This window comes from Nocardia sp. NPDC056000, from assembly GCF_042269265.1.
Classification (GTDB): domain Bacteria; phylum Actinomycetota; class Actinomycetes; order Mycobacteriales; family Mycobacteriaceae; genus Nocardia.
On the sequence record NZ_JBHJXS010000009.1, the window covers coordinates 156,821 to 169,587 of the forward strand.

General features: G+C 65.1%; 14 protein-coding genes. 7 read left to right on the forward strand and 7 right to left on the reverse strand.

Annotated elements, in window-relative coordinates; translation table 11 throughout:
- Positions 1–179: 179 nt before the first annotated feature.
- Complete coding sequence (locus ACFC4D_RS25995; protein WP_376067267.1) at positions 180–857, forward strand: DUF4232 domain-containing protein; 678 nt, start codon at positions 180–182, stop codon at positions 855–857.
- 10 nt (positions 858–867) lie between these two features.
- On the opposite strand, the gene ACFC4D_RS26000 is transcribed toward ACFC4D_RS25995, so the two are convergent.
- Positions 868–1,095: a hypothetical protein gene (locus ACFC4D_RS26000; protein ID WP_376067269.1), complete on the reverse strand. Its 228-nt coding sequence runs from the start codon at positions 1,093–1,095 to the stop codon at positions 868–870.
- 149 nt (positions 1,096–1,244) lie between these two features.
- Here ACFC4D_RS26000 and ACFC4D_RS26005 point away from each other — a divergent pair, with 149 nt between their 5' ends.
- Both ACFC4D_RS26005 and ACFC4D_RS26010 read left to right on the forward strand, forming a co-directional pair.
- Positions 1,245–1,595, forward strand: coding sequence for a hypothetical protein (locus tag ACFC4D_RS26005; protein ID WP_376067272.1), 351 nt, complete (start codon positions 1,245–1,247; stop codon positions 1,593–1,595).
- Positions 1,596–1,663: 68 nt separating this feature from the next.
- Positions 1,664–2,611 carry a YihY/virulence factor BrkB family protein gene (locus ACFC4D_RS26010; protein ID WP_376067274.1) on the forward strand — a complete coding sequence of 316 codons (948 nt, stop codon included), beginning with the start codon at positions 1,664–1,666 and terminating at the stop codon, positions 2,609–2,611.
- A gap of 28 nt (positions 2,612–2,639) precedes the next feature.
- On the opposite strand, the gene ACFC4D_RS26015 is transcribed toward ACFC4D_RS26010, so the two are convergent.
- Positions 2,640–3,881, reverse strand: coding sequence for a serine hydrolase domain-containing protein (locus tag ACFC4D_RS26015; RefSeq protein ID WP_376067277.1), 1,242 nt, complete (start codon positions 3,879–3,881; stop codon positions 2,640–2,642).
- Between the two features lie 116 nt (positions 3,882–3,997).
- Entirely contained in the window at positions 3,998–5,014 is a 1,017-nt protein-coding gene (locus tag ACFC4D_RS26020; RefSeq protein WP_376067280.1) for a DUF6670 family protein, read from the reverse strand.
- Positions 5,015–5,122: 108 nt separating this feature from the next.
- Here ACFC4D_RS26020 and ACFC4D_RS26025 point away from each other — a divergent pair, with 108 nt between their 5' ends.
- Positions 5,123–5,728 (forward strand): TetR/AcrR family transcriptional regulator, encoded by a 606-nt coding sequence (locus ACFC4D_RS26025; protein ID WP_376067281.1) that lies wholly within the window; start codon positions 5,123–5,125, stop codon positions 5,726–5,728.
- An 84-nt stretch (positions 5,729–5,812) separates the two neighbouring features.
- Here ACFC4D_RS26025 and ACFC4D_RS26030 read toward each other — a convergent pair whose 3' ends face one another.
- Complete coding sequence (locus tag ACFC4D_RS26030) at positions 5,813–6,151, reverse strand: hypothetical protein (protein ID WP_376067283.1); 339 nt, start codon at positions 6,149–6,151, stop codon at positions 5,813–5,815.
- A gap of 702 nt (positions 6,152–6,853) precedes the next feature.
- Here ACFC4D_RS26030 and ACFC4D_RS26035 point away from each other — a divergent pair.
- A complete protein-coding gene (locus ACFC4D_RS26035; protein ID WP_376067285.1) occupies positions 6,854–7,438 on the forward strand; it encodes a hypothetical protein in 585 nt (194 codons plus the stop codon).
- Positions 7,439–7,976: 538 nt separating this feature from the next.
- On the opposite strand, the gene ACFC4D_RS26040 is transcribed toward ACFC4D_RS26035, so the two are convergent.
- Positions 7,977–8,330 carry a hypothetical protein gene (locus ACFC4D_RS26040; protein ID WP_376067286.1) on the reverse strand — a complete coding sequence of 118 codons (354 nt, stop codon included), beginning with the start codon at positions 8,328–8,330 and terminating at the stop codon, positions 7,977–7,979.
- A gap of 1,035 nt (positions 8,331–9,365) precedes the next feature.
- Complete coding sequence (locus ACFC4D_RS26045) at positions 9,366–9,770, reverse strand: hypothetical protein (RefSeq protein ID WP_376067835.1); 405 nt, start codon at positions 9,768–9,770, stop codon at positions 9,366–9,368.
- Here ACFC4D_RS26045 and ACFC4D_RS26050 point away from each other — a divergent pair.
- Positions 9,720–11,267, forward strand: coding sequence for an FHA domain-containing protein (locus tag ACFC4D_RS26050; protein ID WP_376067288.1), 1,548 nt, complete (start codon positions 9,720–9,722; stop codon positions 11,265–11,267). The two genes, ACFC4D_RS26045 and ACFC4D_RS26050, sit on opposite strands and share 51 nt — an antisense overlap.
- A 34-nt stretch (positions 11,268–11,301) precedes the next feature.
- Complete coding sequence (locus ACFC4D_RS26055) at positions 11,302–11,556, forward strand: hypothetical protein (protein WP_376067289.1); 255 nt, start codon at positions 11,302–11,304, stop codon at positions 11,554–11,556.
- 27 nt (positions 11,557–11,583) lie between these two features.
- Here ACFC4D_RS26055 and ACFC4D_RS26060 read toward each other — a convergent pair whose 3' ends face one another.
- The gene (locus ACFC4D_RS26060) at positions 11,584–12,753 is read right to left on the reverse strand and encodes an epoxide hydrolase family protein (protein WP_376067291.1); all 1,170 of its coding nucleotides are present in this window, start codon (positions 12,751–12,753) and stop codon (positions 11,584–11,586) included.
- Positions 12,754–12,767: the final 14 nt, after the last annotated feature.

Here is a 12,767-nt window from a genome sequence, read left to right on the forward strand (position 1 = left end):
TTAACGTTTTGCCCGAAGGTATCCGGAGCAGCGAGTTTTGGGCGGCGGTGCGGCGAACTGCGTTGAACCGCAGTTGATTACACAGCTCACCGCCGTCGCTGTCGCGTAACGGGCATTCCCGCTGCTCGATGTGCTGCGTGCGAAGGAACGCTCGCACCACCGAACCCGAGGGGGATCCCATGCGATTCAAATCATTGATTATCGCCGCCGTCGCGGCGGGTATCGCCGTCTCCACCAGCGCGTGCGACCCGACCTCAACGACCGGAGCCCAGCCCACGACCCCGGGAGCCCAAACCACCGCGCCACCGGCACAAACCACCCGCCCCGGCCAGCCCACGCAACCGGGCACCGCGACCGATCCCGGCGGCACGGTCACCGAAACCGTCACCGCGCCGCCGACCGGGAGCCCGGTCTCGGACCCGACGACCACCGCCGATAACGCGATCCCGAAATGCGTGACCGCCCAACTCCGCCTGGACAAGGGCGTAGGGGCCCCGATCGGCGGCCAATGGTATCTGCGGTTCTACAACACCAGCTCCAAAACCTGTGTCATGCAAGGCTTCCCGGGCATCTCACAGACCAACGGCCCCAGCGGTGACCCCGTGGGCGAGCCCGCCGAACGAGATCAGGGCGCGGACACCCCCAAACCCGCCCCGGTCGTCCTGGCCCCGGGTGCCGCAGCCCAATTCCAATTCATCACCTATCCCAAGCAGGTCAACGACTGCGACGCGCTGCGCACCAATACCCTGCGCGTCTATCCGCCCGATAACACCGAATCCCAGTGGCTGCCCTGGGACAGCCTGATCTGCCCGAGCCCGCAGCGCATGCTCGTGGTCCGGGCGGTCACCCCGATGTAGGGAGGTCGGTTCAGCGCCGGCCGTGCCCGCCGTCGTGGTTGTTCCCGAGGTCGCCCTCTTGATCGTGGTCATCGGGGTATTGGGTGCAGTACGGATTGCTGACGTCCGGGTATGGGCACAGCTGCGAATTGGGATCTGTGCCCGGATCGTCCGGATCGGCGGCGGCGATACCGCCGAGAGCGATCGCGCTGACGATGTACACCGCCGTTGCGGCGGCGGCCACACACTTTGTCCACATGGGATACCTCCACGGATAGAACGAACCCGATCGGACCCTGCAACACGACACTAGCGAACACTCCGAGGGGCTGATCACGACCCCTATGGACGGACCGAGCAGGCAATACGCGCGCAGAGCACCGGGTAGGCACCGCTAGCCTGTTGATCATGAGCGCCATTCCCGCCCACTGGATTCCGCACCGTCGCGAGGACGGTGAAGTCATCGGCTGGATCGATCTGGAATCCCACGCCCCCGAGCTGATCCCGATCGATCGCCTGGGCCGATCCCTCACCGCGGTCTCGAACTGGGTGGCCGCCGAGGAGGCACTCGAGGAGCACGGCCTGCGCTTTCTGATGAACCGATTCGACTACCGCGGCCACACCGTCCGCATCCGCCATCTCTACGACGACCGCATCATCGTCACCACCGCGATCACCGACGCCATCGGCGACGTCGGCGAGGAGTTCGTGCTGCCCTTCCCCGCCGGATCGGAACTCACCGAGATCCACTCCAATTGATCCGACGCGTCTCCCGCCCAGGTTTGAAGACAGACGGCGGTGTCAATGACCTTCGGGGAGGTGCGGGTATGAGCTTGAAATCGCCGTGGGCGCGACGCTATTCGATCATGCGCATTCCATCGATCCGCGTGGGTATTCACACGATCAGGGCCGCGTGGTCGGATGAGTTGTCGGACAGAGCCGCGACACTCACCTATCACAGCATGCTGTCGCTGTTTCCCGCCCTGCTGATAGCCATGGCGGTCTTGGGGTTGCTCGAACCGCGATCCGCCGATTCGATCGCCGACGCGGCCCGCCACCTCGGCCCGGGCGACGGCCGCGCGGCATTGGTCGAGTCCATCCAGCACCTGCAACCGTCCGCCAACTGGTCGGGTCCGGTCGCTATCATCGGCTTCGTTTCCGCGATCTGGACGGTCTCGAGCTATATCGGCGCCTTCATACGCGCGGCCAATTCGCTCTACGGCGTTTCCGAAAATCGTTCGGTGGCAAGAACAATCGGGCTCCGACTGCTCTTGAGTGTGCTGCTGGTCAGTTCGATCGTCGGCATTGTCGTAGGGCTGGCCCTCACCGGGGGTGTGGCCACTCGAATCGACGGTTCACTCCATCTCACGACCACCGTGCTCACCACCTGGCGAATCCTGCGATGGCCGGTGCTGGCGCTCATCGCCAGCGTGGCTCTGGCACTGCTGTATTGGATCGCTCCGAATGTCGCCGGTCAGCGGATACGGTGGGTGACCCCGGGCAGTCTGCTCGCGGTGGCGATATGGATCGCGAGTTCGGCGGGCCTGGCCTTCTACGCCGATCATTTCGATTCGTTCAATCGACTGTACGGATCGCTCGCGGCCGCGGTCATAGTGCTCGTGTGGATGTGGCTGTCGAATTTCGCGCTGCTACTGGGAGCGGTCATCGATTCCCAGATCTCGCGCCAACGCCTGCTCGCGGGCACATCCACCGGCGAAGTCCGGGACAAACCCTTCCCCGAGATGATCGCGGCGCCCGGAATTGCCGCGCCATGACTTCGCCGATGCTGTGCCACACCATCGTTCAGCCGGTCGGGGCGGGTGAATTCGAGGTCGGCGCGGGTTGTGCCGGGTCGTGGTCAGGGATTGCGTTGGCGCCGTAGAACGTTGGCAGCATCCCTTTGACCAGAACCAGCGCGGAGCCTTCGCCGGAGGGGACGGTGGCCAGGTTGGTAGCGACGACGATGGTGAGGCCAGAGTCGGGGTCCGATCCCATGAAGGTCATATAGCCGGGGATTTGGCCGTCGTGACCGAGCAGGTGAGTGCCGAAACGCACGATGCCCAGGCCATATCCGGCCATGGCTGGGTTAGCCGGATCGATAGGCTGGATGCTTGCTATTCGCTGCTGCTGCATCTGCTTATCGAGCAGGCCACCGTCGGCGAGGGCTTTGACGTAGGTGGTCATATCGTCGACCGTCGAGATCACCGCGCCCGCGGTCCAGGTCCACGATGGACTGGAGGTGGTCTGGTTGCTCGGTTGCAGGGTGCCCGCGAGAGCCGCGGCCTGCTGATCCGGTGGGAGCGCGAAGGTTTCGATGGTGGAGACGTTGGTGCCGAAGGCGTAGCCCTGCGGGTGCGGATCCGGGATGGACGAGTCCGCAGGGGCGGGGAAAGAGGTGTGCTTCAAGCCGAGCGGAGTGAAGATGCGGTCCTGGAAGGTGGTGGCGACCGATTTTCCGGTGACCTTCTCGATGACCAGGCCGAGCAGGATGGTGTTGGTGTTCGAGTACTCGAACTTCTCGCCCGGGGCGAAGTTCACCGGATGCGCGAAGGCGATATCGAGCAGTTGTTCCGGCGTCCAGATCTTCTGCGGCTCATTGTCCAGGTAGGCGTTGAACTGCTCGTCGAAGGTGTAGCTGAACAGGCCGCTGCGCATTTCGGCGAGCTGAGCCAGCGTGATTCGATCCCCGTTCGGTACACCCGGCCAATACTTGGCGATCGGATCGTCGAGCGAGAGTTTGCCCTCCTGCGCCAGTTGCAGCAGCACCGTGACCGTCATGGTCTTGGTATTGCTACCGATCCGGAAGTGATCGTCCACCGTCATCGGGACGTCCTTGCCGATGGTTCCGGTCCCGAAGGTGGCGGTCCAATCACCGTCCTTGGGTGATCGAACCACCACGACCGCGCCGGGAATAACGTTGTCCCGCATCAACTTCTCGATGATCGGCCGCAATGTCGCGGCATACGCGGGTTCGGCCGATCCGCTGGAATCGGTGGAGGATCCGCACCCCACCGCGACCGTCAACCCCACGGTCGCGACTAACACCCCTAAACCCCGTCGGTATCCCATGGCTGTCTCCGGGTCCGCTGGATTGTGGTTACGAAGTGTTTGCCAGCGTAATCCCGTACCGGGCGGTCTCGAAGCGAAACGGCTCGGGTAAGTCAGCGCGTGCCGATGTACTCGATATAACCGGTCCCGTCGATCGGCGCGCCACGGAAGCGCCCGGTGTACCGGTAGCTGCCGACATAGCCGCCCGCCATGCCGTACACGTAATCGTCATTGGTGACGGCCTGGATCTCGATGAGTTCATTGCCGTGCTCATCATCGACGCGCCAGGTGAACTCCGTCGCCAGCCGCATCGACAGCCCATTGGGTGTGCGGCGAGCCGCGGGCTCGAGACGGCGGACATCGAACGCGAAGTTGTCCTCGTAGGTGCCGCCGTGATCATGCAGTGAGCGCACGTACACCGCCTGCTGCACGGGGACGCCGAGTGGCCCGAGCACCTCGGTCATCAGCACCTGGGTGGTGTCATCGATATTGATGATCTGATAGGTGAAGAACGAAAACGGCAGTGCCACATCGGCTCCGCGCGCGTACTCGAGGGTGTTGAGCCCGGACAGCTCGGTGGTCCGCCCGTCATAGGTGACGGCTCCCTCGTACTGGCACAGCAGCGACCAATGGTCGTAGAGCCCGCCGCGCACCTTGGCGAAATGCGAGACCTTATCGGTGGCGCGTACGCGCAGATAGAGGTCGAAGGCGGGATTGCGGTAGGCGACGGTGAAGTCGGGATAGGTTCCCTCGAAAAGGAATTCGTCACCGAACCGGACCATGCTGGAGTCCGCCGCCATCTCCAGATCGCGATCGACCTGATACCCGCGGAACTGACCGGGAAACTCGACGCCCGCACCGATGAGCAGATTGGCGGTATCGGCGGCCGTGGTTTCGATGAGGTGATCGTTGCGCCACAGCGTGATTCGAGGCTGGCCGATGACGGCGATCACGTCGATGAAGTTCAACGGCGCGGGAAGCCCGGGCAGCATCAGCCCATAATGCACTGTCCCATAACGTCCCTGCGGCGGATGGAACGCGGTCGCAGGATCGAACGGCTTGCCGCGCAACGCATATGAACCAGACACCCCGCGCTGGGCGGCATGGAATACGACATCTTTCAAGCTCACCTGACTGTCCTCTCGCAAACGTCAATGTATGCGTAACTGACGGTATCAGACAGATATGACCTTCGAGTCACTTGATGTATCATCATTAAGAATCGGGAGGTAGAGGCGATGGCGCATCGATCAGGCAGCCGGGGCATGCCCCGCGGCGAACGCGAGGCCCAGATCCTGGACGCGGCCGCGATAGAGTTCGGCACCCACGGCTACGCCGCCGTCCTGGTCACAGACGTCGCCACCCGCGCCGGAGTCTCCAAACCACTGATCTACCAATACTTCTCATCCAAAGACGGCCTCTGCGCCGCCTGCGTGGAACGCGCGGGCACAGCCCTGTCCACCGGCATCGCCGAAGCCATGAAATCACCCGGCCCCACCTTCGTCACCGCCGCCTCGACAGTCCTGGACGCGATCTTCACCGCCTTGGAACCCCGCCCCCACGACTGGCACGTCCTCTACGACCGCACTGCCCCGCCGGACACCGAAACCGCCACCACCGCAAACCGTTTCCGCGCGCTCATCGCCACCCAAGCCGCCTCCGGCGTAGTCGCCGCCTTCTCCACCGCTTCCCTATCGGACCCCGGCGACCTGGCCGTTCTGACCCGAGTCTGGATGAACAGCGTCACCGCCATCGTCTCCTGGTGGCTCGACAACCCCGACCAAACCGCCGCCCAAATGAGCGCTCGCGCCCACCGCGTCCTATCGGCATTGATCCTGCACTGACCCGCGCCGCGGTCGATTACCTGCACGCAGGATTCTCGGCTATTCCCAACCGTGGGAAATTGGTCCTGGACGCCATACTGACGATCATTGAACTGATCCATCCGTCGGCCCCCGGGAGCTGAGCGAGATCCGACATCTGGGGGTGCCGTGGGCGATTCGCTTAGGGTAGACGAGGATCCACTGCGCGCGCTGGCGTCCAAATTCAGGGCCATCGCCGCCGATGCGGACGCCGCACTGGCACAACTGCGATCCGTGCTCATGGAGAACGGTCAGCCCTGGGGAAATGACGACATCGGCAAGTCGTTCGCGAAAACGTATGTGCCCGATGAACAGCAGACACTGAGCAACTCCGAGCGAGTTGCCAAAGGCTTGGGAACCGAAGGCGCCAATCTTCTCGGACTGCTCGAATCCCTGCAGCAGCACGATCAGATCGCGAGCCGAATGCTGGCGGCGGCACGGCCGACCAATCCTCTCCCGGTCGCTCCGGTTTCACCTTCGGCTGTTGTTCCCGCCGGTGCGCAGTCCAACATTGCCCCGGCTCAACCTGATTCGCCGGCGACGCAGGCGGCCCCGCCAACCGCGCGAACCGATTCGGGTGCGGCGAACGACGGCGGTTCTGCGTCCCGCGTCACGCCCGGCGGCCCCGGCGTGGGCAACCCCGCAGTCGATCCGATGCCGCAGTCGGTGCCGGCGAGCACGCTTTCCAATTCGGCCCAGCCCGCCGCGCCGGTTCAACCCGCCGATCAGCCATCGAACCTGGCCCGGTCGGAGAATCCCTTTCAGCCATCGGGTCCGGTCGGGTCCCCGAATCGAGCACTGCCCGACGCGACAGCGGCGGCACCCGGAACCGCAGCCACGAATACATCGCAAACCGGACGACCGACTCCCGCGGCTGTCACCGGCAACGGTCGCGAAAACACGCGCGCGAACCGCGCGGGTGGGCAATCCGGTTCCAGCTCAGGGACTACGCCTTGGTCAGGCCAACGTCCCAGTGGACGCGGGGTCTCCGCACCGCACGGCGCCGGCCGAGGCGCCCCGCCGCGACCGGCGGCCCGGCCGAACACTCCGAAATCGACGAAAAAAGTTATTGCGCAACCGGATCCGATATCCGAGGAGACGCTGGCAATGCGTCTGGCTCGACAGCTGGCGGAAGAATACGGCCTGGAAACGTACGGCTTCGACAGCCCGGGAATCGACGATGCGGTGGTGACCCAGTTCGCCGCCGCGATCGACGACACCCTCACCCGGCATCCGCCCCTCGTACTGATCACGCTGTCGATCGCCGAACTGCCGGAGGGAGAACTGATCCGGAGTTCCACCGACGAGTCCGCGGACGGCGTATCGGGAAGTCATTTGGTGCTGAGCCCGATTGCGGCCCGCAGCCTAGGCCCAGCCGACGAACGGATCGCGGCGGAACGTTCAGCGGGGCAATGGCCTGGCACAGTGGATTTGCCACCCGTGTACGCACTGGTGATCCGTGAACTCGGATACGCCATGGATGCCGTCGGCGGCTACCGGGCACGTGTTGCCGTGCGCGAGATGGAGATTCCCGACCAGTCAGGGGTGCCCGGTGATCCGGCCGCAGTGGTGGCGGCTGCATTCGCCGAGGTCGAGTTGACCGCAGCCGCGGCCGGACCGCGGTCGAGAGCGCTGTATCGAGTCCTGCTGGACGCCGCCGACAGTGCTCGACGGTCGATAGAACCCCGTTGACGGTGCGCGCTTCGTCAATCGGAATCGGGTGGCGCCGATGACGCTGACGATTCCGCCGGAGGTGCCACGCTCGCTGGTAACGCTGCTGGCCGGGCCCTTTCCGGTCGGTGACGAAGATGCGTTGCGGCGGCGTGCGGCGGCCCTGCGCGACGTCGCGAAAGTGTGCTCGGAACTGGCGGACCGGCATGCTGTGGCGGTCTCGGAACTCGGGAGCGTGGCGACCGGCAAGGCCGGTGCGACGCTGGCGGAGCTGGGTACAACCAATACCGCGAACCTGCACAGCTTGGCCGAGTACTGCACCAGTCTGGCGAAACAGTGCGACGATGCCGCGAACTCGATCGAGTACGCCAAGAAGGTGATCATCGTGACCCTCGTGATGCTCACCGCCCAACTAGCTTGGGACGCACTGACATTCTTCGTCGGGGGCGCCGCCGCGGCCCCGGTCGAACGGGTGGCCGCGGAAGTCGAGATCAGGGCAGCCGCTCGCGCGGCGACCACAGCGGTCGCCGAACGTGCCGTCGCCGGCGTGGCGGAGCGATCAGCCATTCGCACAATCGTGAATACCGTTGGCATGGGAGCGATTTGGGGTGGCGCGCCGGTGCTCGCGGCGGGTGTGTGGATGGCCGCGGACCATCACGGGGACGGAATCAACTGGACCGACGTCGGGGTGGCGACACTGGCCGGTATCGCGGGCGGTGTCGTCGGTGCCTTCATCGGCATCAAAGTCGGGCAGGGACTCGGCCGGGTGGTGGGCGGCGGTGGGTCCCGATCCAGCCAATACTTCAAGCACCTCGGAGTCGGTGTGCTCGGCGCTGTCGGCGGCGGCATCGGCGGTGGTCTGGCGGGCGGTGCGGTGTCGGTTGTCGCGCAGAACGCAATCGCCGCCGCACACGGCGAATCGGTGAATCTGTTCGACGGACTGGGCCGGAATACCCTCATTCAGGGCGCAACTGCGGGTCTGGGCGGCGGATTGCTCGGCGGCGCCTCCGCGGCATTGCGCACCAGCCGACCCGGGCGCGGGGGTATGCGTGCAATGCCCGCAGAGCCCCCCGGGCAACCGCCGCGGCGATCCGCGATCCGGGACACCGATGTGCGAGTGTCGAACGACCGGAATCGAATTGAAGCGGACCCGACGCCGGGATCGGGTAAGCATGCGGAGCCGTCGAGCAGAGATCTGGAAGCGGGACCGCCGCGGCGCGACGAGGCGCCCGGATCGAGGCATCCGGTCGTGGCGCCCTCCGATAATCGACCGGTTCGAGTCCAGGAGCCTGCACCCCGCAGCCAAGCACCCATGGACCGGGATGTGCCGGCGGCCGCGCGCCCGGTCGATCCGGCACCCGCGCGCGCGGCCGGACCGGTTCACCCCGAAGCGTCTCCGCGACCGGCCGAGCCAGGGTCGCGCTCCGCAGATCAGGTTCCGCGACCGGGTTCCGCCGCGCCGGAAGCCGCAGCCAGGCAGCCCCGCGCAGCGACTCCCGAGCCGACAGCTCAGCCCGAGGCCAGGCGACCCGAACCCGTGCGCCCGCGGGCTGATCGGAGCCCGGTCGAGTCCCCCGGACGTGCGAATCGGAGCCCGGTTGAGCCACCCGAACGACGGGTGTCCGTCGATGCCGCGCGCGATCAGCCCGCTCCGCGCGGGCCCAGCGACACCCCGCCGACGCCCAATCGGCCCGCGGCCGCAGCCGAACCGCCGCCCGCACCGCATCGCCCCGAGCATGTGCCGCTCTCCGAACGGCCCCCAGGGGCGGTCGAGCACCCACCGGCCGCAGCCGAACGGCCCTCGGATCCGATCACCCCGCGATCAGCACCTGGTGACGACTGGAAGCCCGCAGTCAGGCCCGCACAACCGATTCGGCATATCGAGCACGGCGGTGAACCCGTCCGCAGTCCTGATGTCGCACCTGGCACTCGCGGTCTGCGCCGGCAATCACCGATCGGCGATACCCGGCGCCCGGGTGGTCCGCACCGGCCGGGCGATATCGCGCCGACGGGACGCGTGGAGTCGGTGTTCAACCGCGGTCGGGGCGAGCGTGGTCCGGGACTGGCGCCCGAGATGGCCGCTGGGCGACCGCCCGATCACAATCGGCCGATAGCCGCGGAAGGTGGCCATCGGCCGCCGGCTCAGCCCCCTGCCGGTGGTCCGCCCGGTCGAGGCGGTGCGGGTGATGACTTCCACCGCGGCGGTCGCGGCTTCGACGGGCCGGGCGCCGGGGGTGGCCACGGTCATGGCGCCGACGTCCGATTCGGGAACGCCTCGGTACACGTGCCCCCGGGCGGCGAGGTGCGCCTCGGCCGCAGCAATTCGCCACTGTCCGAACACTTCTCGGCGCATCCCTCGGTCTCTCGCAGGCATGCGACACTCGGCACAGACGAACACGGGCGGGTGTGGATCCGGGATGATGGATCGACATACGGGACATACGTCAACGGCAAGCGCATCGATCCGGGCGAGCAGGTCAGGCTGAATCCGGGCGATCGGGTACGTCTCGGCGTGGACTATGAGTCGAGAGTCGACATCGCACACACCGCGCCCAAGCCCGCACCTCCGCCCACACCGATTTCCGCCCCCGCAGCGCATCCGGCCGTTGTGCACCTATCCGGCCCGGACGGCTCATTGCCACTTCGGCTGGCACCGGGCCAGGAGATCGGAGTCGGCCGCAGCAATCTCGGTGCACTGGTCTCCGATCCGAAAGTGATCGGCAAGATTTCGCGCAACCACGCCACGATCGGCATGGATGAGCATGGAAGGTTGTGGATTCGAGACGACGGCTCCACGAACGGACTTTCGGTCGGCGATCGAAAGGTCCGCCCTGGCGAGAAGGTGCCCTTCGATCACGGTGATCGGATCAATTTCGGCGACTCGCTGAAGACCGGTACACGGGTGGAACCCGAGCACCACGGTGTCGAGTACCCGGTCGCCCGCGCGGTCGAGGACTTCCCCTCGGTATTCGACCAGCCCAGAACTCTGGAGACCTTGCGCCGCAGGCTGCCTCCGGACGTCAGCTTCGACGATTTGATGGCTGTTCGCGAGCAGTCCTATCGCCGTAACGGGATGGAACCGCCGGCATTGTCCAAAGAGAATCTGGATTCTTTCCTCGGCGAGGTGTGGAACCGGCGCAATGATCCGGATCTCCATATCTATCGCATGTACAGCGGCGCAGACAGCGGGTCTGTGCCGGATCCGCGGGGATATATTCGCGAGCTGGTGGACTTGATGCCCGAACGCGCCGACGGACTCCCGCGGAGTGCACTCGTGCAGTCCCGCAAGGGATATATCCTGTTGGATGAAAATAACTGGCACAGTGTCGATCCGGACTCCGTCGGATTCGTTCACTATGAACGAGCAGGCCGCGATTCGATAGACGTCCAGTATCGTGTCTACGTGAACGCGGAGCACATGTCGGCGCCCGGATTGATGCGCGGGTTGGTGAACGAGGTCTTGCATGACGCCGACCGGTTTCCCGGTGTCTCTTCCGCCAAAGTGGCAGGTCCGGGCAGAATGCGCACCGATGGCATCGTCGTATACGTGAGCGACGTGGAAGCGGCAGGCCGCGTGGTCGATTGGCTGAAGGCCTACCAGCGATCCAATCCCGAAGCGTTCCAATGGACCGTCCCGGCAATGACCAATCAGGAAGCCGCAGGTATTTCCATCGGCGCCGAGCCGCAAAGAAATATGGGCCGCGGGCAAAGTTTCGGCTCGGTCCGGGCAAGCATAATCGAGGAACAACTCGGTTCCGCTCGGAATTTCGACGATTTCAAAGCAGCGGTCGAACGTGCCTTCCATCGAAATGGCGTCGATTCTTCTCAGCCGCATCGGAACAGGTACTAACTGAACATGGAATACCCCGAGGAGGAACCTGAAGATGGACCATTCCCAGCAGGATCGTGATTTGGCGCTCGACTTTCTCAGAGAAAATGTCACGCCGGTCGATGATCCCGCAGTCTTCCGAGATGACATGCTGATGCTCGCCGTATCCAGATTGGATGTCCACGACCCGGCCTGGCTGCTCGCACAGATCACGGATCCGAATTGGCCGCGGGAACTGCGTGAGCAGCTGGCCATGCTGATGCCATCGCACCGTCGTGAAGCACTGGCGCTACTAGCCCGCTCCGATTGATCGGCGCCAGCTCGATCGCCAGGTTCATCAGTCGGCGGCCAATACCGCCGAGAGGCCTTCTCGCAGATCCTGGACAAAGTAGTCGGGGACCTCCAATGACGGGAAATGCCCACCGGTTTCGGGGGATCCCCATCGGACTATCCGGCGATACCGCTGCTGCGCCCAGGGACGTGGATACTTCTCGATGTCGCGGGGGTAGATGGTGATCGCGGACGGAACGTCGACCCGCAGGTCGGGGTCGAGGGAGTTATGGCTCTCGTAGTAGATGCGGGCCGCGGACGCACCGGTTCGCGTCAGCCAGTACAGGGTGACATCGTCGAGAATTCTGTCCCGGGAGATCGTCTCGAACGGGCTGTCCGAGGTGTCGGACCACTCGGCGAACTTGTCCAGGATCCAGGCGAGAAGTCCGACCGGTGAGTCGACGAGCGAATAGCCGATGGTCTGCGGCCTGGTGGCCTGCTGCTTCGCGTACGCCGCACGGTGATGCCAGAAGTCGTGGGTTTCCTCGGTCCATTCGCGCTCGATCGCTGTCAGCCCGTCGGTCGTCAGCCCCGGCGGCGCTTCGGCGAAGGTGGTGTGGATACCGAGCACGTGGTCCGGGAATCTACCGGCGAGAACCGTGGTGATATTGCCACCCCAGTCGCCACCGTGCGCGGCGAACCTGTCGTAGCCGAGCCTTCCCATGAGTTGTACCCATGCGGCAGCGATCTTTTCGGTTCCCCACCCGGTGGTGGCGGGCTTATCGCTGTAGCCGAAGCCCGGTAGGGACGGAGCCACGACGTGGAACGCCGGCGCGTCCGAATCTTCCGGATTCGCCAAATCGTCTATTACATCGACGAATTCGGCGATGCTGCCCGGCCAGCCGTGCGTCAGGATCAGCGGGGTGGCATCCGCGCGCGCGGATCGCCGGTGCAGGAAGTGGATTCCCAGATCATCAATCGTGGTGCGGTACTGGCCGATTCGGTTGAGGTGCGCCTCGAACCGCTGCCAGTCGTACTCGGTGCGCCAGTAGTTCACGATATCGATGAGATCGGCGAGCGGGACGCCTTGATCCCATCGACGCGGCCCGGGCGCGGCCCCGCGGACCGTCTCTGCTTCCGGCAGCCGAGACGCGGCCAACCGCGCGCGCAGATCCTCGAGGTCGGCGTCGGATACATGGGTTTCGAACGCTTGCACGTCGCTGGTCGGACGGGTCATGAGTCCTCCTGATC

What these genes read in the sequence shown, in the direction of transcription:
- ACFC4D_RS25995 (WP_376067267.1), top strand. Translation starts at nt 180, where the DNA reads ATGCGATTCAAATCATTGATTATCGCCGCCGTCGCGGCGGGTATCGCC.
- ACFC4D_RS26000 (WP_376067269.1), bottom strand. Translation starts at nt 1,095, where the DNA reads ATGTGGACAAAGTGTGTGGCCGCCGCCGCAACGGCGGTGTACATCGTC.
- ACFC4D_RS26005 (WP_376067272.1), top strand. Translation starts at nt 1,245, where the DNA reads ATGAGCGCCATTCCCGCCCACTGGATTCCGCACCGTCGCGAGGACGGT.
- ACFC4D_RS26010 (WP_376067274.1), top strand. Translation starts at nt 1,664, where the DNA reads ATGAGCTTGAAATCGCCGTGGGCGCGACGCTATTCGATCATGCGCATT.
- ACFC4D_RS26025 (WP_376067281.1), top strand. Translation starts at nt 5,123, where the DNA reads ATGGCGCATCGATCAGGCAGCCGGGGCATGCCCCGCGGCGAACGCGAG.
- ACFC4D_RS26035 (WP_376067285.1), top strand. Translation starts at nt 6,854, where the DNA reads ATGCGTCTGGCTCGACAGCTGGCGGAAGAATACGGCCTGGAAACGTAC.
- ACFC4D_RS26045 (WP_376067835.1), bottom strand. Translation starts at nt 9,770, where the DNA reads ATGCGCCGAGAAGTGTTCGGACAGTGGCGAATTGCTGCGGCCGAGGCG.
- ACFC4D_RS26055 (WP_376067289.1), top strand. Translation starts at nt 11,302, where the DNA reads ATGGACCATTCCCAGCAGGATCGTGATTTGGCGCTCGACTTTCTCAGA.
- ACFC4D_RS26060 (WP_376067291.1), bottom strand. Translation starts at nt 12,753, where the DNA reads ATGACCCGTCCGACCAGCGACGTGCAAGCGTTCGAAACCCATGTATCC.